We start from the raw sequence: 21,909 nt of genomic DNA on the forward strand, positions 1-21,909 counted from the left end.
ACTACTCGCGTTCGAGGATCAGCGTGGCGCTGCCGTGGCGGGAGCCAAGCAGGCCGCCGGTTCCTTGGGCCAGGGCTAGGTCGCAGTTCTTGACCTGCACGGCCGGGTGCGCTTCGCCGCGTAACTGGCGCACGGCCTCGATTACCTTGGTAATGCCGCCCCGATTGGCCGGGTGGTTGTTGCACAGACCGCCCCCGTCGGTGTTGAACGGCAGCTTGCCAACGCCGGAGATCAGGTTGCCGTCCATGACGAATCTGCCGCCTTCGCCTTTTTTGCAGAAGCCGAGGTCTTCGAGCTGCATCAGTACGGTGATCGTGAAGCTGTCATAGATCGATGCGTACTTGATGTCCCCGGGGGCCACGCCCGCTTCGGCGAATGCCGCGGCGCCCGAAACCTTGGCCGCCGACCACGTCAGGTCCACATGGCCGCCTAGCTGGCCCTTCACATGCTCGCCCGCGCCCAGCACCTTGATCCTCGGCCGGTTCAGCTTGGCCGCGATCTCCGGGCGGGCGACGATGAGTGCGCCGCCGCCGTCGGACACCACGCAGCAGTCGAGCTTGCGCAGCGGGTCTGAGATCATCGGCGAGTTCAGCACGTCTTCCACGGTCACCACGTCGCGCAGCATGGCGTGGGGGTTGTGTTGCGCATGGTGCGACGCGGCCACCTTGATCCAGGCCAGTTGCTCGGGCGTGGTGCCATATTCATGCATATGGCGCATGGCGACCATGCCATACGAATTGACGGTGGCCGGGCTGTATGGCAACTCGAAGGGCGAGTCGGGAATGTTGGAGCCCCAGGCGCGCGGTTTGGTGCCGCTCGAACCCTCGGAGCGTGGGCGGCCGGCCAGCGTGATCAGCGCCACGTTGCACTTGCCCATGGCGATAGCCTGCGCGGCGTGCGACACATGCACCAGGTACGACGAACCACCGGTCTCGGTGGCGTCGACGTGGCGCAGCTTCAGGCCGAGGTAGTCGACCATGTTCAGCACGCCGAGTCCGGGTGCATCGCCGGCGCAGAAGTAGCCATCAACGTCGGCCAGCGTCAGTCCGGCGTCTTCGAGCGCGCTGCGGGCGCTTTCGGCGTGAAGCTGGGCCACTGACTTGTCCGGTGCCTTGCGGGTCGGATGTTCATAGGCACCGACGACATATGCCTTGCCTTTGATGCTCATGTTTGATTCCTTCAATCGAAACGTTGGCGGGGGATGAAACGTTTTGCGGACGAGAGCGGGCCTGGCCCGCACGGCCATGCTCGCGCTGTCACGGGGCAGGCGAAGCGCTTTTCAGGCGGGCGCGCAGTCCTGGGTTGGGGTGTCGGCGTCGCGCGCGCGGCGGTGCGGCGGCCAGATGACCTTCACGGCGGCGCTTTCCGCGCGATAGGTGTGGCACGACTCGATCAGCGCCGGCTTAGGCATGAAGCCGACTTCATCGCCAGGCATGCGACCATTGCGCCGGGCACGGTCGAGCGCGAAGCGGCTCTGCACGGCCGTGGTGGCCATCGGGCCAAGCAGGTCGGTCATGTGCGTGCAGCCTTTCACGCCGCCCACGCGCTCCTTGACCATGCGCCGGAAGCCCGCGCGCAGCGCCAGGCCGCGCAGCGCATCGTAGGCCGGTTCCACTTCGGGGCAGCTGCCGGCCGGACCGCTCAGCATGCGGGCGGTGATGTCTTGGATCACGAGGTCCATGTCCACCGTCACCGAGACGTGCATATGGTGGATGGCGCCGCCGGGCGGCACCTGCTTGAACAGCAGGTGCGTGCCGTCGGGCGAGACGTCTTTCAACTCTGCTTCGATGTCGATCACGCCGTCGTCGCGCAGGTAGGCGGTGCAGGTGATCTGCCGCCTATGCAGGGGCTTGCGGGTGGGAAGGGTCATGTGGCTGTATCTCCTGTGCCGGTGTGGTCAATGAGGCGCCCACCGGTGAATGTCTTCGCTTGTCGCTTCTGGCTCTCCGTCAGGCCGGGGCCAGGCGCCCGGCCGCCGGTGCCGCCCCGACTGCATACGTCGGTAGGCGGCCCAGAACAGCACGCGCATCGGAAACCCGAGCCCCCCCGTCATCGCCTGCCGGGCGTGTTCGGCAGCCAGTTCAACGTGGACGCCAAGCTCCGCCGCCGACGCGTAGCAGATGATTCGCGCGCGCCGATCGGCACCATGCATGCGGTCGTCGATCAGGTCCCGCAGCGCGTCGGCATAGGTGATTCCGCGCGTGCAGCGCCGGGCGGCTACCTGTAGTTGGCGGCTGACTTGCCGCACCTCGTGGAGCAGGTCCATCAGTGCTTCGGCGGGGGGGAGGACGTGGGGCATGGCTGGGTGCGGTTCAGCAGCGGATACGAGAAAACGGCACGACCTTTACCGAGTTGACCCCGTGTTTTGTTCCGTAGACATCACTATGCGAGCCAGCGCTCGCCATTCTGGCTAGGTTGGCTCGCCATGCATCCTTGGTAGTCTTCCCCGGCAGCAAAAGTGCCTGCGCCAAAGGCTTCGACGAATATTAGGGTCGTACGGCCCGCCGTAGCAACGGGACATACGGGGGGCGGGGCCAGATGGTACTTCTGACGGGCCACCAGCAATAAGGAGGAACACCACGTATGCGTTTCGCTTGCCACATCGTGCTGACCGACACCGAGCGTGCAGAACTCGAGGCGCTCGCTGCGGCAGGTTCGGGAAACGCGCGGCTCGCCCAGCGCGCGCGCATGATTCTGCTGGCTGCCGCAGGATGGCAGAACAAGGACATCGCGGCCGAGGTCGGCGTAGGGCGCGTACAGGTGGCGCGCTGGCGCGACCGCTATGCCGTGTCGCGGCTGGCCGGGATCGAACGGGATCTGCCTCGCGGTGCGCCGCCGGTGCGGATGGACGTCGCTCGTCTCGTGGCGCTGGCACGCGATGCCGAGCCCGGAACACTGAGCGCGCGCCAGCTTGCCGCCGAACTGGGCGTTAGCTCGGCCTGCGTGTCGCGCCACTGGCGTGCCAGCGGCCTGCCGGCCCGCCCGGATCGAACCGCCGCTGCCGCGTTACTGTCCGGCACGGCCGATAAACTGCACGCCGCCGAGATCGTCGGCCTCTACCTCGCGGCGCCCGAGCATGCGGTGGCCGTGGCGATGGAGGCGGGCGCTCCCGCCGGCAAACCGGCATTTGCCGTAGCCAACCAGCGCAACAGCGCAGCTTTCCGCCGCACGATGGGGGTGTCGTTCCTGACCACGCTGAAGATGCTCGACGCCGCTACCGCGCCTGATTCCGATGCCGGACGCGTCGGCGGCTGGCTGGCCTTCCTGCGCCGGCTGGCGCCGCACGCGCCGCCTGGCCGCCAGTTGCTGATTCTGGCTGACAACCCTCTCTCGCACGAGCATCCCAAGGTACAGGAGGTGCTGGCCGGCCAACGCTGGACCGTGCGCTTCGTGGCGGGCCACGCCGCTTGGCTGCGCGGCGTCCAGGCGTTGCTGCGAGAATCGTCCGGCGGATTGCCGGCAAGCGTCGCGCAGGTGCTTGCGGCGGTAGGACAGTATGAAGCGCGGCGGCCGTTCGACTGGGTGCGCGGGGCTGACGCGGCCCCCCATTGCGAAGTGGATGTGGTCGGCCTGGTAGAGCCGGTCGATGCCGCCGACCTGGCGCCGGCAGGGCACGCATGGCCTATGATCGGCCGCGGGCGTGCCCAAGCGCCGATACAGCCATCGCCGCCGCCGCGCGCCACCGCACAGCCAGTCCTTTCGCTGGTATCGCATCCAGCAGCGCCGCGGGTCCGCCCGCGCACGGTAGAAGCCGTGGCCAGCGCAAAGCTGCTGCCGCCGCGTCATGTGCGCAAGCTGCTGCCGCGCGAGCGACTGATGAGCCGGCTGCTGGACGCGCGCCGGCAGCGCTGCGTGGTGATCCAAGGCCAGGCCGGCGCGGGCAAGACAAGCGCGTTGATGGTCTGGCGCAAGGGGCTGATCTCACTGGGCTTCGACGTGAGCTGGCTGGCGCTGGGCGTGGAAGACAACGCGCCCGCACGATTCTTCGAATGCCTGCTGGCCAGCCTGGCCGAGGCGGATCCCGCCATCGCGCGCAACGCGGCAGCTCTGACCGGCACCGGCCAGGACGATAACGCGATCGAACACTGGGTCATTACGCTGGTGCAGACGCTAGACCAGCGCGAGCGCGAGTTGGTTTTGATGATCGATGATCTGCACCACCTCACTGACACACGCATCTTTCGTGCGCTCCAGCGTCTGCTCGACTACGCACCGCCAAAGCTCCATCTTGCGTTCAGCTCGCGCAGCGCGCTGCCCCTAGCGCTCGAGGCATTGCGCGCTCAACGGCTGCTGACCGAGCTCGACATGCACGACCTGCGCTTTACGCCGGAGGAGTCGGCACGCTTTCTGCATGACCAGGTCGGTGCGGTGTCGACGCGCGACGCCGCGGCTCTTCACGCGCTGACCGATGGCTGGGTGGCCGGGCTGCAGCTCTTCGCCGTGGAATTGCGGAAACGGCAGGGCGGTGACTATCCGTTCGCACGTGCAAGAGACCCGCACATGTTCGCCGCGTATTTCGAGCGTGAGGTGCTGGGCCTGATGGCATCGGATGACCTCGCCATGCTCACGCGCATGGCCATCTGCCCTCATTTCTGCGCCAACCTGTGCGCGGCAATGCCGGGCGAGACCGATACCCCGTCGCGCATCGCCGCGCGGCTGGCCCGGCTCGAATCCGACAACCAATTCATCACCCAGGTAGGCAGCGGCGACAGCGAGGCGTGGTATCGGATCCATCCGCTGCTGCGAGAAACGCTGCTGGCGAGGCTGGAGCCCGCGGATAACGGCAGGATTGGCGATCCGGACATTGCCTGCGTCACCACGGAGGCGCGCGCGCTGCATGCCGCCGCCTGGAGCTGGTTCGACCGACGCGGCCAGCTCGGCGACGCCGTCTACCACGCCGTCCGCGCGGGCGAGGCGGCTGCCGCCGCGGCAATGGTGGAATCAAGCGGGCACGACCTGCTCAAGAGCGGCGACCTGACGCAGCTGCTGACGCTGATGCGCCGGCTGCCCGATGACCAGGTGCAGAGCCGCTTCGGCCTGCTGGCGCTGGTGGCGTTCCTGCGGCTCTACATGCGCGACGTGGACGGGCTGGAACAGAGCCTGGAGCGGCTCGCAGTGCTGTGCGACCGCACCGACACCGTCCACCCCTACGTCGTCTGCCTGCTTCGCGCCGGCCGCGCGGTGCAGCTGGATGATATCGACACGATCATCGGCATGCTGCCCGAACTCTGGGCGATCCCGCCCCAGGCAGACGATCTCTGGTGGACCTGCCGCAGCAACGTGCTGTCGTGGTACTTCCTGCTGCGCGGAGAATACAAAGAGGCGCGCCGCCTACAAAGCGATACCGAGCGACGCAGCAATGTGCCGCGCAGCAGCATGTTTGGCCGCTATATCACCGCGATGAGCCTGGCGATGGAGGGCGAGATCCAGCACGCGGCCAAGAGTGCCCGCGAGGTGCTGCGCGAGGCCGAGCGCCGCGGCCCCGCTTTCCTCGGACTGACATGCATGGCCGCCGGTTTGCTGGCCGACATCCTTTATGAGCTCAACGACTATGACAGCGCATGCGAGTTGCTAGAGCCGCGCATCGCAATGCTCGAGCGCGTGTCGCTGCCCGATGTGGTACTGCGAGCGTTCACAGTTCTGTCCAGGGCGTACTGGCTCGCCGGGCGGCGGGCGCAGGCCACCGCGTGCCTGGACCGGCTCGAAGCCTACGCCGTGCGCTATCGGATCGACCGCCTGCTGGCGGAGGCGCTGCTCCTGCGTTTGAGCCGGCATCTTCAGCTCGGTGAGACCGAACGCGCCAATGCGGTGCTCCAGCGCGTGCAGCAGCTTGCGCAGCGCTACGCCGGCCAGCCCGGCACGGTAGCCGCCCATGTCGCCCGCATCGCTGCACAGGCCGGGATCGAGATGTTGCTTCATACGCACGACTATGCGAACGCGGCGGCACGCCTCGAAGCTCGGCTCATACTGGAAAGCGAAGCACGGCCCGCCCGGTCCGCCACACTGTGGCTGCAGACGGCGCTGGCACGCCATGCAGCAGGCAATAGCGCAGGTGCGCGCGCTGCATTAGTGCGGGCGCTTCGGACGGGGCACGGTTCGGGGCTGACCCGCACGCTGCTCGACGCGACGGCCGGTGCTGCACCATCGTTCGCGGCACTCATCGGTGAGGGGCTCGACGACCCCGTGCTTGCTTTCTACGCGCGCCGTTTGCTGACGGCTGCCATAACGGCCGCGCCTGCGCCGCCAGGTACCTCGGAGCAGGCGGGGGCCATCGCCATGCTGAGCGAGCGCGAGCGCGAGGTTCTCGGGCTGCTGGCGCAGGCCATGTCGAACAAGAAGATCGCGAGTGTGCTCAACGTGTCGCCAGAAACGGTGAAATGGCATCTCAAAAACATCTACGTGAAGCTCGGTGTCAACGGCCGGGGTAGGGCTGCAGCGCGGCTGCGCGACCTGGCGCCGTCGCAACCGGGCAGCGCGCTGGCGGCTTGACGTGCGCAACTGCGGCCAGGCCACGTCATGCACGGGAGTGGGGATGGCGCACGTCCCCAGCACTGGATAGTCCCGCTGCAGTTCCCCTTAAGTCCGTTCAAATTTCGCCCTAACAAATTTCATCATAAGTTCCGCCACCGCCTTCCACCCACGTCGGGGAGTACTCCCCGGCCGGCCGCGCCGCGATGATGGTCCATCCGGGCAGAAGTGCAATGGGGGCGCCTGAACCGCGTCGCGCTGTTCGCGTTCACACGCATGGCAGGCAGCGTCCCGGCCAGCACGCCCCGAAGCCCGGGCACGCATGCAGGTTCTGATGCGCTGAACCCGGCAAAGATCGCCCCGTTCACGCTGGCGCTGCTGAGCGAATAGGCGCGCGAGGTCAAGAACCAGGTATTCGTCGTACGCAGCAAGGAGTTCTATCTGATGTCGCAGCGACGCACCATCCGCACCGCGCGCAACGACGCCGGCTGGACCGTGGGGAGCTGCCTGGCGCGGGGCCATCCCGATGTTCAAGCCGGCGTTGTTCCCACCGGGCCTGTCGCGCGGCGTGTTCAACTGATCCGGTCTGATGGCCTTCGCCCGCGCACACTGCTTTCCCTCTGACGTATGAAGTTCCGCTTTTCCAACCCAAATGAACATGAATTTCGAACTTACCTTTGAGCAGCTGCTGCTGCAGGACAGCGTGGCGCGCTTCGTCGAGAAGGACTACGGCTTCGAGGCGCGCACCGCGCTGGTCAAGTCCGGGTCGCGCTGCGATGGCCGGCACTGGGCCACGTTCGCGAACAACGGCTGGCTTGCCGCCGCGTTGCCCGAAGCACAGGGCGGCCTGGGCGGCACGTTGCTCGACACCGTGCTGATCGCGGGCCAGTTCGGCCGCGGCCTCGTGATCGAGCCGTTCCTCGGCTGTGCCGTGGCCGCTGCGCAGACGTTGCTGGCCGGCGCCACGCCCGCGCAGCGCGATGCACTGCTACCCGCGCTGGCAGACGGATCGCGGCGGGTGGCGCTGGCCTACAGCGAAGCGGGAACTCGGGGCCTGCCGGCCCCCATCGCCACGTGCGCCGAGGCGACAGCGGGCGGTTACGTGCTAAACGGCACCAAGACGCTCGTGCTCGGTGGCACCGAGGCCGACGCCTTTGTCGTGTCGGCCATGCATGGTGGAGAACTCCGCCTCTTCGTAGTCCGTGCCGACACGCCGGGGGTAACGTGCCGCGCGGTGCCGCTCCATGACGCCACCTGGGCGGCGGAGATCACGTTTGACATCGCCGCCGTGCCAGGCGACGCGCTGCTGGGCGAGCCCGGCACTGGCCTGGCAGCGCTCCAGCATGGTCTGTTTCACGCCACGGCGGCGCTGTGTGCGGAACTCGTCAGCGCCATGGACAAGACGATCGAGATCACGGCGGAGTACCTGAAGGTACGCAAGCAGTTTGGCGTGCCTATCGGCAGCTTCCAGGTCCTGCAGCATCGCATGGCTGACATGGCCGCCGAGACGGAGCTGGCGCGTTCGATGCTATATGCGCTGCTTGCGACCGTGGAGACCGGCACGCCGGACGACGTGCAGCGCACGGTGTCGCAGGCGAAGTCGCTGGTCGGCCGCGCGGCCAAGTATGTGTGCGGCCAGGGCATCCAGCTGCACGGCGGTATTGGCATGACTGATGAATATATCGTCGGTCATTACTTCAAGCGCGCAGTGGTAGCCGATGCGCTGTTCGGCAACGCCGACCTCCATGAATCACTGGTGGCCGAAGCGTTGCAGCATTCCCTCAACAACGAACGAGTACAGGCATGAACATCAAAGAAGAAACCCGCGAGCCAACGCCGATGGGCGAGGTCATCGGCGTCGGTGACTGGGTCGCCATCGGCCAGTGCCGCCTAAACACCGTTTGCCGACGCCACCGGGGTCACTAACGAATCCACGGCCAGAGGAGGCCGCGCGAGATCCGGCGCGCTTGGCACCACCGTCGCCCAGGGACGCCTGACGCTAAGCCTGCTGCCTGGGATCGCGAACGTGACCAGGGCAAGTAGCGTTGTCCTGCACCGGTGCCGGTCGGTAGCCGGCGCGGCGGCTTCATGGGAATACCCTACGGTGCGCTCGAAGACGGCGGCGCACAAACCGAGATCGAGATGACGATAGAGCGCCACGGTCCCAAGCGCCCGGTGTGCGTGGCGGCGTCGATCACCCGGACGGCACGCAGAGACATCCCTCGATGCCGCGTGGCTTTTCTTTTCTTGTGGGTCGGGCAAAAAAAGAGCCGGGTCACTGCCCGGCCAGAACCGTTGCCTGTGGCTGCGAATGGCAGCAACAGGCAATCGTGGAGACACTTCAGAGCTGGAACTTCGCCTTGGCGATGATGCCGCGCTGGATCTCGCTGGTGCCCCCGTAGATCGTGGTGGCGCGGCGGAAGAACGCTTCGGTGGCAAGGTCCTGCATGGTGTCCTGCATCGGCAGCGGCTCTGCCTCGCTGCCTTCCGCGCTGAACGGATAGGCCACGGGCGCATAGTCCCCCAGGCTCTCGACCAGGAACTGCCCCATCTGCTGCTGGAGTTCCGTGCCGAGGATCTTCAGCACCGAACCCAAGGCGTGCGCGGTGGCGCTGTGGTCGCCGGCCTGTTCCAGGGCGGCCACGCGCTGCACCAGCACCGACACGGCCTCCAGCTCGGCCTCGTAGCGGGCCAGCCGCAGCGCAAACTGCGGTTGCGTGCGCAGCGCGCGGCCCTGAGCCGGCGCTGCCGCCAACGTGCGCAGCTGGCGTTGCATGCGGCGCAGCGTCGGCAGGTCGGCCGTGAATGCGTGCTCGTTGTTCAGCAGAAACTTGGTCACCTGCCAGCCGCGGCCTTCCTCGCCGATCAGGTTCGTGGCGGGCACCCGTACGTTGTCGAAGAACGTCTCGTTCAGGTGGTGGCAGCCGTCGATGCTGATGATCGGCCGCACGGTGATGCCCGGCGTCTTCATGTCCACCAGCAGGAAGCTGATGCCCGCCTGCTTCCTCTCGCCAGCGCCCGTGCGCACGAGCAGGAAGATCCAGTCGGCGTGGTGGGCATAGCTGGTCCAGGTCTTCTGGCCATTGATGATGTAGTCATCGCCATCGCGCATGGCCTGCGTGCGCAGTGAGGCCAGGTCAGAACCGGAGCCAGGTTCCGAGAAGCCCTGGCACCAGATCCGGTCACCGCACAGGATCGCGCCGATATGCTCCTCCCGCTGCGCGGGGGTGCCGAAATGGTTGATTACGGGGCCCACGAGCTTCTGCGCGAAATTGTCCTGCGAGGGGGCGCCAGCCAGCGCGCATTCCTCGTCGAACACCAGGCGCTGCTGCACGGTCCAGCCCGGCCCCCCGTGCTCGGACGCCCAGGACGGCGCACCCCAGCCTTGTCTATTGAGGGTGCTCTGCCACGCGACTAGCGTGTCGCGCGGAGAACGCATGCCGTGGTTGCGGCTTGGCGTGTCGGCGGGCAGGTGATCGCGCAGGAACGTGCGTACCTGCTGGCGGAACTGCGTGAGGTTGGGGTCGGCTCGAAAGTCCATTTGCGTTGCTCTCCATTAACCGGCGGCACCGCGAACGCGGCTTGCCGACATGCTGCACCTTAAAGCAAGGCGGCATGAGGTTGTGCCCCCCGCCTTTGGTGGCGATAAGTGTCGCCAGGTGCGCGCCGCTGTGGCGATACATTCGTCGCGTTCCATATGTCCCTTCGGGTTGCGTTGCATCCCCTCACGTCGGGTGGGACCGTTGGGCTGCGCGTGCGTGGAGACTGTCTGCCCAGCACGTGCAGGACGTTTCCCATCCACCGAAGGATCCTCAATGCCAACCTCGCAATATCCGCTGCGCCATTCCGTACTGACCGTCCTCGACGGGATCGCGGAGTTCACGCACCAGCGCCCCGGGGCGCGCAACGCGCTGTCGCTGGAGATGCGGCAGGACTATGCCGACATGCTCGATATCGTTGAAAACGAGTGCAGCATTCGTGCGCTGATCCTTACCGGTTCGGGCGGCAGCTTTTGCGCTGGCGGCGACCTGAAGTCCGTCGCGGCGCTGATTGACGACCCCGATCCTGCGGCACGCGCCCCCGAGGTGATGCGCCACCGCGTGGCCGCTACCCATGCGTGGTTACGGCGGCTGCACCAGCTTGGCGTGCCGGTCATTGCCGCCGTCGATGGCCCTGCGGCAGGCGCTGGCTGCTCGCTGGTGCTGGCAGCCGATTTCGTGCTCGCCTCGGAGCGGGCGTCGTTCTCGATGACGTTCGTGAAAGTCGGACTGATACCGGACATGGGTGCGCTCTACGCGCTGCCGCGCATCGTCGGGATGAGCAAGGCAAAGGAACTGATGCTGACCGGTCGCCGCGTGGACGCCCAGGAGGCCCGGCAACTTGGCATCGTGCACGACATCTACACCGCCGATGCGCTGCCAGAAGCCGCGCGCCGGTTTGCGGCGCGCTTCCTCAACGGCCCTCGTGAAGCCATGGCGCTGACCAAGCGCGCTGCAAACGCGACGTTCGAGACGCCTTACGACACGATGTTCGAGATCGAGGCACAGGCCCAGGCGCTAGCCGCCGCGGCGCCGCACTACGGGGAAGCGGTGCGCGGCTTCCTGCGCGGCGAAGCGCCGAAGTATGACTGGGATCGTGAAGTCCGGCGTAACCCGGCGTGACTGGATTTTTTTAATCCGCGCATGCGTGGAGGACGCTAGCGCGGCGCATCAGGTCGCCCCAACCACTGGGGCGACGCCACCAAGCAAAGGGAGAAGGGGAGAAAATGAAGAAATCACAACTCGCGCGCGCGTCGTTGGCGGCGCTGGGCACGATGGCTGCTGGTGTCGTCCATGCGCAGACCAACGTCACGCTGTATGGCGTGATCGACGGCAGCATCGAATACGTCAACCGCGTGGGCACCGCGCCCGCGAACCTGGCCACGACGGGCACGGCCACCGCGCCGGTGGGCAAGCGTTTCGACATGCCGCGCGCGGGCGGCCTGTCAGCGTCGCGCTGGGGCCTGCGTGGGACGGAAGACCCTGGGGCAGGGGTGGTCGGCGCTGTTCAACCTGGAGTCGGGGTTCGACTGGGACTCGGGCAACCTGACCACCGCGCCGTTGTTCAACCGGACGGCCATCGTGGGGCTAGGCAACAAGGATCATGGCCGGCTTACGTTCGGCCGCCAGTACACGTCGATGACCGACGCGCTGATTGTCTTCGCGCCATTGCGCTTTGCGGCCAGCTATGAACCGGGGGTATGGTGGCTGGGCCTGAACTACCGCCAATCGAACATGGCCAAGTACCGCGGCAAGTTCGGCGGCGTGCAAGTGGGAGCGCACTATTCGTTCGGCACGGCATCATCGTTGCAGGCAGCCGGAACGGGGCAGCCCCTGGGCCCGGGAGAAGCGCCCGGCAATATCAAGGACAACAGCGCATGGGGCGCGGCGGTCTCGTACGAGGGCGGTGGCTTTGCCGTGGGCGTGGGGTACGACCAGTGGAATCCCGCGCCGGCCGCGACGCCTGGCAACACGGGCCGCGAGCGCAAGACCGGCGTGGCCGCGAGCTACACGACGGGCCGGCTCAAGATCAGCGGCGGCTACCGCTATCGCGATAGCCAGTTCAGCAACGACGCCACGCTGATCCGCGACGACTTCTGGTTCGCCGGCGTCAACTATGACGTGACTGCGGCATTGGGCGTGCAGCTCGGCTACTACTACTCGAACATCAAGCAGTACCGTCCGACGCCAGCGGGCGTGGCGACCAATCCCGCCAATCCGCAGCAGGTTTCGCTCGTGCTCGATTACTCGCTCAGCAAGCGGACCGACGTGTACCTCGCCAGCAGCTACGTCCACAACGGCAGCCTGATCAACGACGGCCCCTTCACCGGCTACCTGTTCAACTATCCGCAAGCACCGGGACAGAAGAACATGGTCGGTGTGACCACGGGCGTGCGGCACATCTTCTGATTGCAGGTCCGGCAGGACGATAGGAGCGCCGCCGACCCGAAAAGGGTGGGCGGCGCTGTTGCCTCGTCACTCCGGCTGGATGCCAGTCAGCGCGATCATCCGCTTCCAGATCTGCTGGTCCGCGACGATGGTCTTGCGCAGCGCCGCGCCGTCGGCGGGATAGGCTGCGCTGCCGCGTGCGTGGTAGTGCGCCACCGCCTCAGGCGTACCGATGAACTCCAGCGCCAGCCTGGCCAGCTTGTCGACGATCGGCTGCGGCGTGCCGGCTGGCGCGAAGAGGCCGGTCCAGGTATTCAACGGTTGCCGCTCAAGGCCCAGTTCGGCCAGCGTCGGCACGTCCTTTAGCGGCGATAGGCGGGATGGGCCGGTGACGGCCAGCGCACGGAGCTTGCCGCTCTGCACGTGCGGAATGATGGCGGACGCCTCGACCGCCGCGTAGTCCACCACGCCGGCCATCACGTCCGTCATCAACGCGTTCGAGGCCTTGTAAGGCACGCTTGCCGCGTCGATCTTCGCGGCTTCATTGAAGGCATAGGCGATGACGCGATAGCCGTTGCTCGAGGTGGCGCAGTTTAGCTTGCCGGGATTCGCCTGCGCGCTCGCCACGAGTTCCTTCACCGAGCGATAGGGCGAGTTGCCCGGAACGATGATGGCGATCGGCAGCACCGACAGCCGCGCCACGGGCACGAAGTCCTTCATCGGGTCATAGGGCAGCTTGCGGAACAGGTATGGGTTGGCCGCCATGGCGCCGGAGCCCGCGAGCAGTACGGTGTAGCCATCCGGCGCAGCCTTCGCCACCAAGTCGGTTGCCACGACCATGTTGCCGCCAGGCCGGTTCTCGACTACGAAGCTCCGCCCGAGCTTGTCCGTGAGGTACTTAGCCAGCAGGCGCGTGTAGTCGTCGACGCCGGTGCCTGCGCTGGTGACCGAGACGATCCTGACGGGCCGCTCGGGATACTCGCCGGCATGGACCGGTGTTGCGATGGCGAATCCCGCCAGCCAGGGGCACAGCAGCCTCAGCATGCGGGGCTTGAAACTGGGCATAAGTGGTCTCCTTTTATTGAATCGGTGCCGCCGTACAACGCGGGCCGCGTGCATCGGCATGGCGCACGTCCGGCATGATTGCCCCACACGCGGGCAGGCGATACACCCCGACAAGGGTGGGTTGGACGGCGCATATCCAGCAGATGAAACGGTGCGTGGCAGGTAGTACCGCTTCGCACCACCGACAGACCGATACCCCGATACATCCCGTGTATGGCGCGACATATCAAAAGTATTTTTTCGCCTTCCCGCTGTTCTGTACGATGGCCGCATACGAACGGAGGAGACATCATGAAGGACGTGACGCCATCGCACCGGCGGAGCCGGCCATGAGCGGCCCACTGCAGGGCATCCGGATCGTCGACATGACGACGGTTCTGATGGGACCTTACGCCACGCAGATCCTTGGCGACCTGGGCGCAGATGTGATCAAGGTAGAACCGCCCGCGGGCGATACCGTGCGCGACGTCGGGCCCCGGCGAAACGACGGTATGGCGGGGATTTTCCTGCACGCGAACCGCAGCAAGCGCAGCATCGTGCTGGACCTGAAGCAGCCAGCCGGGCGCGAGGCGCTATTGCGGCTCGCGGCCGATGCCGACGTGCTGATCTACAACGTGCGCCCCCAGGCCATGGCACGGCTGAACCTCGGCTATGAAGACATCGCGAAGATCAATCCGCGCATCCTCTACGTGGGCGTCTACGGCTACGGACAGGGCGGCCCCTACGCGGCCAAATCGGCCTACGACGACCTGATCCAGGGCGCAGTCGCCATCCCGTCGCTGGCCAAGGCCGCTGGCGCCGATCTGCCGCGCTACGCGCCCAGTGCGATGGCCGATCGCATCGTCGGCCTGGCCGCCGCCAACGCGGTCAGCGCCGGCCTGCTGTATCGCGAGCGCACCGGCGAGGGCCAGCGCGTAGACGTGCCGATGTTCGAGACCATGGCGCAGTTCGTACTAGGTGACCACATGGGTGGCATGACGTTCGAGCCGACGATCGGCCCGAGCGGCTATGCCCGCATCCTGGACCACAATCGGCGCCCGCTCAGCACCAAGGACGGCTACCTGTGCGTGCTGTTTTACAACGACAAGCAATGGCGCCAGTTCTTCGCGCTGGTCGGACAGCCGGACCTGATGGACAGCGACCCGCGCTTCGCCACGATCGGCGAGCGCACCAAGCATATCGATGCGCTGTACCGCATGGTGGCGGAGGTGATGCCTACCCGCACGACCGCGGAATGGATCGCAGTACTCGAAGCCGCCGACATGCCAGTGATGCAGCTGCACACGATCGACTCGCTGCTGGCCGACCCGCATCTCGATGCGGTAGGCTTCTTCGAAGTGGTTGAACACCCGACCGAAGGTGCCATCCGCTCGATGGCTGTGCCCAGCACGTGGTCGAAGTCATCGCCCGAGATCACGCGCCAGGCGCCGCGCCTCGGCGAGCACAGCGCCGAGGTGCTGGCCGAAGCCGGCTACAGCACCAAAGACATCAGCAAGCTGGCTGCGTCCGGCGCTACCGTGCTGGCGCCATCGCGCCAGTAACGACAATCCGCTACCAGGAGCATTCCCTTGACCACGAGCCTCGAGTCATTGCCACTCGTCGCCCTCCCTCCCGAAGATGAGGCGCTGCGCGGCCCGATCCGCGCTTTCCTGCAACAGGCGCTGGCCGATACGCCCACGCACGTGCGTGCCCGCACATGGATGGGCTATGACGCGGAATTCAGCCGCGCGCTTGCCGAGCGGCGCTGGCTTGGCCTGTCGCTGCCGAAGGAGTATGGCGGCGCGGGTCGCAGCGCCTTTGCGCGCTTCGTGCTGGTGGAGGAGCTGATCGCCGCCGGTGCGCCCGTGTCGGCCCACTGGTTCGCGGAACGCCAGACCGCGCCGCTGATCCTGAAGTTCGGGACGCCGGCGCAGCGCGAGTATTTCGTGCCCCGCATGGTGCGCGGCGAGATGTTCATGTGCATCGGCATGAGCGAGCCGGACACGGGCTCGGATCTGTCGAGCGTGCGAACGCGCGCGGTGCGCACCGAGACCGGCTGGCGGCTCAACGGCCGCAAGATCTGGACGACCAACGCACACCGCACCCACTACATGTGCGCACTGGTGCGTACGTCAGGCCAGCATGGCGACCGCCACAAGGGTCTGTCGCAGGTGCTGATCGACCTGAGCCTGCCCGGTATCAGCTATCGCCCGATCGAGGACATGGCCGGCGACGCGCACTTCTGCGAAGTGGTATTCGAGGATGTGGACCTGCCCGCCGATGCGGTGGTCGGCGAGGAAGGATCGGGCTGGAAGCAGGTGACCGCCGAACTAGCCTTCGAACGCAGCGGCCCGGAGCGAATCCTGACCAGCCAGCTCGTGGCCGAAACGTGGCTGGCGGAGGTGCGGGCCTGCGGGCTGCCGGTGCCCGATGCCGTCAAGGCGATCGCCGGACGCATTGCCGGGCGGCTTGCCGTGCTGCGCGCCATGTCGCTCGCCGTGGCCGACCTGCTCGACAAGGGCGGGAACCCCGAGACTGACGCGGCTTACGTGAAGGATCTCGGCACCGAGTTCGAGCAGACCGTGCCGGCCTGGATCGCCGAGGCCATGGAAGGGATGCCCGAATTCGAACCGTCGGAGCCGCTGCAGCGCGCGCTGGCCTACGTCACGCAGCTGTCCCCAAGCTTCTCCCTGCGGGGCGGCACGCGGCAGATCATGCGCGGCATCATTGCCCGCGCGCTCGGACTTCGTTGACGCAATATAGACACACGCCATGACTGATTCCCTTCTGGAAGGCTTCGAGCGCGCGCTCGCCGACCTGTGCGCCGACGACGCGGTGCGCCGCAGCGAGTCCAGCGCAGACGATGCCGCTGCGCGTCAGTGGTCCGCCATTGACGCCCTCGGTTACACCGACGCACTGGTTCCCGCCGAACTCGATGGCGCGGGCTTGTCGCTGGCCGACGCGTTCCCGCTGTTCCTCGCCGCCGGCCGTTCTGGCCTGAGCCATCCGTTCGCCGAGACCGCCATCGCGCGTGCCATGCTCGCAAAAGCGGGCCGCAGGAGCGAGGGCGAGTGCATCGCCATCGCACCGTGCTCGGGCGCGACGCAGATCACGTGCCGCAATGTGCCGGGCGCGGCGTTGGCTGAACTCGTGCTGACAGTGTGGCGCGGAGAATGGTTGCTGCTGCCAGTGGTGGCCGCCACGCATGTGCCCGGCATTTATCGGCCGCATGCGTCGGCTTCGCTGCAATGGCAGTCGGCCGATGCCGCGATATTCCGCTTCAGCGATGGCGAGCCCGACATCCTGGCGCTTTGCAACGCGGCCCACGCCGCAGGCATGGCCGGTGCGATGCAGCGCGTGCTGGCGATGAGCGTCACGTATGTTAACGACCGCCAGCAGTTCGGCCGGGCCATCGGCCAGTTCCAGGCCGTGCAGCAGGAACTGAGCGTGATGGCCGAACAGGCCAGCTCGGCCGTGTTTGCGGCGCGCATTGGCTGTGCCGCGGACGGCTACGTGCCTGACCCGCTGCGCGCAGCCGCCGCCAAACTGCGCGCCTGCGAGGCCGGCCAGCGTGTGGCGGCGATCGCGCATGCGGTACACGGCGCCATCGGCATTACCGAGGAATTGGCGCTCGGGCTGTTCACGCGCCGCCTGCACGAGTGGCGCAGCGTGGCAGGTAGCGAGACGTACTGCGCCACGTTGCTTGGCGAGGCGGTGTTCGCGCAGGACGCGGCATCGGGCCACGCCATCCTTGACTTCGCCCGCACACAGCTGGCCGTCCCCGCCTGACCTTCGGCGTCGGTCCAGCCCCATTCTCCAGCTTGTAGGCACAGAGACTTTCATGCAGAACAACAACGAATCCATTGTCATCGTGGGTGCCAGGCGCACCCCGATTGGCGCATTCAACGGCGCGCTGTCATCGTGCAGCGCGCCCGAACTGGGCGCGGTCGCCATTGGCGCGGCCGTGGGACAGGCCGGCGTCGCCCCTGCTTCGGTCGATGAAGCGATCATGGGCCTGTGCTTGTTCGCCGGCGTGGGCCAGGCACCGGCGCGGCAGGCCGTGCTGCGCGCCGGGTTGCCTACCACCACACCCGCCACCACCATCAGCAAGATGTGCGGCTCAGGCATGAAAGCGGTCATGCTTGCGCATGATCTGCTACTGGCCGGCACCTGCAACGTGGCGGTGGCAGGGGGTATGGAGTCGATGACCAATGCGCCCCATATCGTGCCGCGCGGCCGCCAGGGCTACCGGCTCGGCCATGGCCAGTTGCTCGACCACATGTACCGCGACGGCCTGGAAGACGCCTATGAAGGGCACCTGATGGGCTACTACGCCGACCTGGCCGCCGAGGCGCACAACATTGGCCGCGAGGCACAGGACGCGTACGCGCGCGAAAGCCTGCTGCGCGCCCAGGCGTCGGTGGCGGAAGGCCGCTTCCGTGATGAGATCGCCCCTGTGCCGCTGAAACGCGGTGCCGAATTCGCAGAGGACGAAACGCCGGGCCAATGCGACGCCGACAAGCTGCCGAAGCTCAGGGCCGTGTTCCGCGACGGCGGCACGGTCACGCCGGGCAATGCTTCCTCGATCTCCGACGGCGCGGCGGCGCTGGTGCTGATGCGCGAGAGCGATGCGGTACGGCAGCGCCTGAAGCCGCTGGCGCGCATCGTTGCCCATGCCACGCGCGCCAACCCGCCGCAACAGTTTGCCGAAGCACCAGTGCATGCGTCGCGCCGCGTGCTCGACAAGGCCGGCTGGACCACGCAGGACGTGGACCTGTACGAAATCAACGAAGCATTCGCCGTGGTATCGATGATCGCGATGGCGCAGCTCGGCATCAGCCCCGAGCGGCTCAACGTCAATGGCGGCGCCTGCGCGCTGGGCCATCCGGTGGGAGCCTCCGGGGCGCGGCTGCTGGTAACGCTCATCCATGCGCTGCAGCAGCGCGGCATGAAGCGGGGCCTTGCCAGCCTCTGCCTGGGCGGCGGCGAAGCCGTGGCCATGGGACTCGAACTTTGCTGACGGAGACCGCGATGTGCCTGCAAACCCGCATCGATGGTCCCGTCGGCTGGCTGACGATGGACCGCCCAGCCGCCATGAACAGCCTGAACCGCGCGACGGCTGGAGCGATGGCCGCGCAGCTTGACGCCTGGCGCGACGACCCCGCTATCCGCGTGGTGGTCCTGACCGGCAATGGCAGGGCGTTCTGCGCCGGCGCGGATCTCAAGGAAGTGGCCGAGCCCGGCACCACGGGCGAGCCCGATTTCCTGGACGTCGTTGTACGCTTCATCGATACGCTGCGCGCGTTTCCCAAACCTGTCATCGCCGCCGTGAACGGCCTGGCGCTGGCAGGCGGACTCGAAACCGTGATGGCGTGCGATCTCGTGCTTGCTGCCGAAAGCGCGAAGCTCGGGGACGCCCATGCCAACTTCGGCGTATTTCCAGGCGCCGGTGGGGCCGCGGTGTTGTCGCGCAAGCTGCCGCCTAACGTGGCGCGATGGTTGCTGTACACCGGCGAGAGCTTTACCGCCGCGCAGATGGAGCGTTTCGGGCTGGTCAATGAGGTGGTGCCCGACGCCGTACTTCAGACGCGCGCCCAGGCATTGGCACAAGCGCTGGCCGCGAAAAGCCCACTGGTGCTGGCGCGCATGAAGCGGGTGGTGGCTGAGGCCGCCGACAAGACGCTGGGCGACGCACTGCGGCACGAGCTGCTCGAACTGCGCAACCACCAGCGTTCCCACGATATGCGCGAGGGCCTGCAGGCCTTCACCGAGAAGCGCCAACCGGTTTTTCAGGGGCGTTAGAGCGCAGCGGCGCGCGTTTCGGGACGATCATGCGGCCGACTGCGCCACGGCCTCCGCCAACGCCACAAAATTGCGCGCTGTGGGGACGCTGGTATCGCGCATCGTTGCCAGCGCAAGCCCGAAGCTGAGCTTTTCGGGTATGCCGGTCAGCGCAATCAACCGCGTGCCGCCTCCGGCGTAGCCGGCCGCGGTGGCCGGCACCAGCGCCACGCCCAGCCCGCTCTCCACCAGCGCCAGCAGCGTCTGTACCTGGACCGCCTGCTGCACGATGGGTGGACGGATGCCGGCCTGGTGAAACGCCGACATCGTCATCGCGTGCATCGCCGGCACGCGCGATTCCGAGTACACGATGAACGGCGTGTTGCCGAGTTCAGACAGGTCCACGGTCGTACGGTCGGCAAGGGCTGAGTCGGTGCTGACAGCCAGCACGAGCGGATCGGCGCGCAGGAACGTGATCTGCGCCCGCGTCTGCGCCAGCACCGGATAACGCACGAGCGCCACATCGAGCGAATGGTCCTCGAGGGCGCGCAGCAGGTCGGCCGTGGTCGATTCCTCGATGGTCAGCTCCACGTGCGGATAGCGCAGCCGGAACGCGCGGATCAACTGCGGCATGACCGAATACACCGACGAGCCTACGAAGCCCACCCTGAGCGTGCCTTGCTCGCCACGCTCGCCCTCGCGCGCGGCCCGGCGGATTTCGTCGGCGAAGAACAGCGTGCTGCGCATCAGGGGCAGCACGAGTTCGCCCACCGAGGTCAGCGAGAGGCCCGACGGTTGCCGGTCGAACAGCGTCACGCCGAGTTCTTCCTCGAGCTTGCGGATGGCAGTGGAGAGCGGGGGCTGCGCCATGTGCAGCCGTTCGGCGGCGCGGTGGAAGTTCAGCGTCTCGCTTAGCACCAGGGCCTGTTTCATTTGACGAAGATCCATGTCCATTCCCTTTGAGAATCGGCGAAGTGTGGTGGAAATCTACATTGGTGCACCGCGCATGACAATCGGGACAATCAGTGGCGTGGCGCGCCCCGGAACGCAACGGAGCCGGCATACTGCCGGCTCCTGGCCCTGCCCTGGAGAGGATCGATGTGGCCTACTTCGGCTGCATCCGGATCGCGCCGTCGAGCCGGATCACTTCGCCGTTCAGCATCGTGTTGCCGATGATCGCTTCGACCAGACGGGCATACTCGGCCGGCCTGCCCAGGCGCGACGGGAACGGCACCATCCGGCCCAGCGCGTCGCGCACGAGTTCGGGCAAGCCAAGCAGCATGGGCGTCTCGAACAGGCCCGGCGCGATGGTCACGCACCGCACGCCGTCGCGCGCCAGGTCACGCGCCACGGCCAGCGTCATGGCGGCGACACCACCCTTGGACGCCGCATATGCCGCTTGGCCAACTTGCCCCTCGAACGCGGCCACCGATGCGGTGTTGATGATCAGGCCGCGTTCGCCATTGGCGTCGGGTTCGTTCTGCACCATGCTGGCCGCCGCCACGCGCGTCATGTTGAACGTGCCGATCAGGTTGATCCGCACGGTCCGCTCGAACAGGTCGAGCGGATGCGGGCCATCCTTGCCCACGGTCTTGCAGGCCGGTGCCACGCCGGCGCAGTTGACGAGTCCGGTAAGCCGGCCGATGGCGGTGGCCGCGCGTACAGCCGCATCGGCATCGGCTCCGCTGGACACGTCGCAACGCACGAAGCGCCCGTCCAGTTCAGCGGCCAGTGCTTCGCCGGCCTCGTTAATGTCGGCAATGGCCACTTTTGCGCCGGCCGCAGCCAGCATGCGCGCGGTTGCTTCGCCCAGGCCGGATGCGCCGCCGGAGATCAGGAATACATTATCGAGAATGTCCATGTTGTCCCTTTGTCCCTCTCTCCCCTTATCCGCGGATCCGTGCCAGCACGCCGTCGAGCGCCGCGTTGTGCTCGGCGGTGTGATGGGCTAGCGCCTGGAAGCCGGCTGACATTTCGAGGATCGTGTCGAGACGCGCGTGCTGCGCCTCCTTGAGCAACCGCTTGCACATGCGCAGCGCGTGGCCCGGATTGGCCGCGATTCGGTGCGCCAGTTCCAGGGCCGTGGGCAGCAACGCGTCGTGCGGCACCACGCGGGACACCAGCCCGTACTCCAGCGCCTGCTTCGCGTCGATCGTGTCGCCGGTGAAGCAAAGTTCCGCCGCACGCGACGCACCCACGACGCGGGGCAACAGCCATGCGCCTCCATCGCCCGGAATCAGTCCCAGTTTCACGAACGTGGCCGCGAAGCTAGCCTGCTCCGATGCGATGCGGATATCGCAGGTGCAGGCCAGGTCGTTGCCGGCACCGAGCGCCGGACCGTTGATGGCGGCTATGACCGGGATTTCGAGATTGGCTAGCGCCAGCGGCAGGCGCTGGATGCCTTCGCGGTAGGCGTAGCGCGCCATCACGGGCTCGCCGCTCTCGTTGCCGAACTTTGCGCGCAGCGTCTTGAGGTTGCCGCCCGAGGAAAACGCCGCGCCGGCGCCGGTCAGGACCACCACACGCACGCTGTGATCGCGGTTGAAGGCATCGCACATGGCGACCAGAGCGTCTACGGCGTCGTCGTCGGAAACTGCGTTGCGCGTCTCGGGACGGTTCATCGTGACGATGGCCACGGGACCGTCACGGCGGATATCGAGGAAATTGCTCATGGATAGTGAAAAATGAT

The 21,909-nt window shown here is 66.9% G+C and carries 18 protein-coding genes and 1 pseudogene; 11 read left to right on the plus strand and 8 right to left on the minus strand.

The features are described from left to right. Window position 1: 1 nt before the first annotated feature. The 3 genes from K307_RS34505 to K307_RS46800 all read right to left on the minus strand — a co-directional run bounded on the left by K307_RS34505 (window position 2) and on the right by K307_RS46800 (window position 2,266). Window positions 2-1,168 carry a thiolase domain-containing protein gene (locus K307_RS34505; RefSeq protein ID WP_042885522.1) on the minus strand — a complete coding sequence of 389 codons (1,167 nt, stop codon included), beginning with the start codon at window positions 1,166-1,168 and terminating at the stop codon, window positions 2-4. A gap of 111 nt (window positions 1,169-1,279) precedes the next feature. After that, the gene (locus K307_RS34510; RefSeq protein WP_042885524.1) at window positions 1,280-1,870 is read right to left on the minus strand and encodes a DUF2889 domain-containing protein; all 591 of its coding nucleotides are present in this window, start codon (window positions 1,868-1,870) and stop codon (window positions 1,280-1,282) included. A gap of 27 nt (window positions 1,871-1,897) precedes the next feature. Then, window positions 1,898-2,266 carry a hypothetical protein gene (locus K307_RS46800; RefSeq protein WP_230626255.1) on the minus strand — a complete coding sequence of 123 codons (369 nt, stop codon included), beginning with the start codon at window positions 2,264-2,266 and terminating at the stop codon, window positions 1,898-1,900. Window positions 2,267-2,583: 317 nt separating this feature from the next. Between K307_RS46800 and K307_RS34515 the strand changes: the two genes are divergently transcribed. The 3 genes from K307_RS34515 to K307_RS50460 all read left to right on the plus strand — a co-directional run bounded on the left by K307_RS34515 (window position 2,584) and on the right by K307_RS50460 (window position 8,394). Further along, window positions 2,584-6,489, plus strand: coding sequence for a LuxR C-terminal-related transcriptional regulator (locus tag K307_RS34515; protein WP_042885525.1), 3,906 nt, complete (start codon window positions 2,584-2,586; stop codon window positions 6,487-6,489). 637 nt (window positions 6,490-7,126) lie between these two features. After that, entirely contained in the window at window positions 7,127-8,275 is a 1,149-nt protein-coding gene (locus K307_RS34520; protein WP_042887780.1) for an acyl-CoA dehydrogenase family protein, read from the plus strand. After that, window positions 8,272-8,394: a hypothetical protein gene (locus K307_RS50460; RefSeq protein WP_268989235.1), complete on the plus strand. Its 123-nt coding sequence runs from the start codon at window positions 8,272-8,274 to the stop codon at window positions 8,392-8,394. Before K307_RS34520 ends, K307_RS50460 begins: the two co-directional genes overlap by 4 nt. Window positions 8,395-8,809: 415 nt before the next feature. Here the strand turns inward: K307_RS50460 and K307_RS34525 are convergent, their stop codons facing one another. Next, window positions 8,810-10,009: an acyl-CoA dehydrogenase family protein gene (locus tag K307_RS34525; RefSeq protein WP_042885526.1), complete on the minus strand. Its 1,200-nt coding sequence runs from the start codon at window positions 10,007-10,009 to the stop codon at window positions 8,810-8,812. A gap of 274 nt (window positions 10,010-10,283) precedes the next feature. Between K307_RS34525 and K307_RS34530 the strand changes: the two genes are divergently transcribed. The 3 genes and pseudogenes from K307_RS34530 (at window position 10,284) to K307_RS34535 (ending at window position 12,416) form a co-directional block, all read left to right on the plus strand. Then, window positions 10,284-11,129 carry an enoyl-CoA hydratase/isomerase family protein gene (locus K307_RS34530; RefSeq protein ID WP_042885527.1) on the plus strand — a complete coding sequence of 282 codons (846 nt, stop codon included), beginning with the start codon at window positions 10,284-10,286 and terminating at the stop codon, window positions 11,127-11,129. A 152-nt stretch (window positions 11,130-11,281) separates the two neighbouring features. Then, window positions 11,282-11,416: pseudogene (locus K307_RS50730) on the plus strand (porin); the annotation flags it as partial. A gap of 58 nt (window positions 11,417-11,474) precedes the next feature. Next, window positions 11,475-12,416: a porin gene (locus K307_RS34535; RefSeq protein WP_329955944.1), complete on the plus strand. Its 942-nt coding sequence runs from the start codon at window positions 11,475-11,477 to the stop codon at window positions 12,414-12,416. A 66-nt stretch (window positions 12,417-12,482) separates the two neighbouring features. Here the strand turns inward: K307_RS34535 and K307_RS34540 are convergent, their stop codons facing one another. After that, entirely contained in the window at window positions 12,483-13,460 is a 978-nt protein-coding gene (locus K307_RS34540; protein WP_042885528.1) for a Bug family tripartite tricarboxylate transporter substrate binding protein, read from the minus strand. Between the two features lie 329 nt (window positions 13,461-13,789). On the opposite strand from K307_RS34540, the gene K307_RS34545 reads away from it, so the two are divergent. From K307_RS34545 to K307_RS34565, 5 genes are read left to right on the plus strand one after another with little or no spacing between them, the layout of a single operon-like run. Then, window positions 13,790-15,001 carry a CaiB/BaiF CoA transferase family protein gene (locus K307_RS34545; protein WP_042885529.1) on the plus strand — a complete coding sequence of 404 codons (1,212 nt, stop codon included), beginning with the start codon at window positions 13,790-13,792 and terminating at the stop codon, window positions 14,999-15,001. 27 nt (window positions 15,002-15,028) lie between these two features. Further along, on the plus strand, window positions 15,029-16,192 hold the full coding sequence (locus K307_RS34550; protein ID WP_013959548.1) for an acyl-CoA dehydrogenase family protein: 1,164 nt from the start codon (window positions 15,029-15,031) through the stop codon (window positions 16,190-16,192). Between the two features lie 19 nt (window positions 16,193-16,211). Further along, entirely contained in the window at window positions 16,212-17,228 is a 1,017-nt protein-coding gene (locus K307_RS34555; protein ID WP_042885530.1) for an acyl-CoA dehydrogenase, read from the plus strand. A 52-nt stretch (window positions 17,229-17,280) separates the two neighbouring features. After that, entirely contained in the window at window positions 17,281-18,459 is a 1,179-nt protein-coding gene (locus K307_RS34560) for a thiolase family protein (protein WP_042885531.1), read from the plus strand. An 11-nt stretch (window positions 18,460-18,470) separates the two neighbouring features. Further along, complete coding sequence (locus tag K307_RS34565; RefSeq protein ID WP_042885533.1) at window positions 18,471-19,241, plus strand: enoyl-CoA hydratase/isomerase family protein; 771 nt, start codon at window positions 18,471-18,473, stop codon at window positions 19,239-19,241. Between the two features lie 27 nt (window positions 19,242-19,268). Here K307_RS34565 and K307_RS34570 read toward each other — a convergent pair whose 3' ends face one another. From K307_RS34570 to K307_RS34580, 3 genes are all read right to left on the minus strand, one after another. Continuing rightward, on the minus strand, window positions 19,269-20,153 hold the full coding sequence (locus tag K307_RS34570) for a LysR family transcriptional regulator (RefSeq protein ID WP_419187193.1): 885 nt from the start codon (window positions 20,151-20,153) through the stop codon (window positions 19,269-19,271). A gap of 172 nt (window positions 20,154-20,325) precedes the next feature. Continuing rightward, on the minus strand, window positions 20,326-21,081 hold the full coding sequence (locus K307_RS34575) for an SDR family NAD(P)-dependent oxidoreductase (RefSeq protein WP_042885534.1): 756 nt from the start codon (window positions 21,079-21,081) through the stop codon (window positions 20,326-20,328). 25 nt (window positions 21,082-21,106) lie between these two features. Next, the gene (locus K307_RS34580) at window positions 21,107-21,892 is read right to left on the minus strand and encodes a crotonase/enoyl-CoA hydratase family protein (RefSeq protein WP_042885535.1); all 786 of its coding nucleotides are present in this window, start codon (window positions 21,890-21,892) and stop codon (window positions 21,107-21,109) included. Window positions 21,893-21,909 lie beyond the last annotated feature (17 nt).

Source organism: Cupriavidus necator A5-1 (assembly GCF_000744095.1).
In the GTDB taxonomy this organism is placed as follows: domain Bacteria; phylum Pseudomonadota; class Gammaproteobacteria; order Burkholderiales; family Burkholderiaceae; genus Cupriavidus; species Cupriavidus necator_A.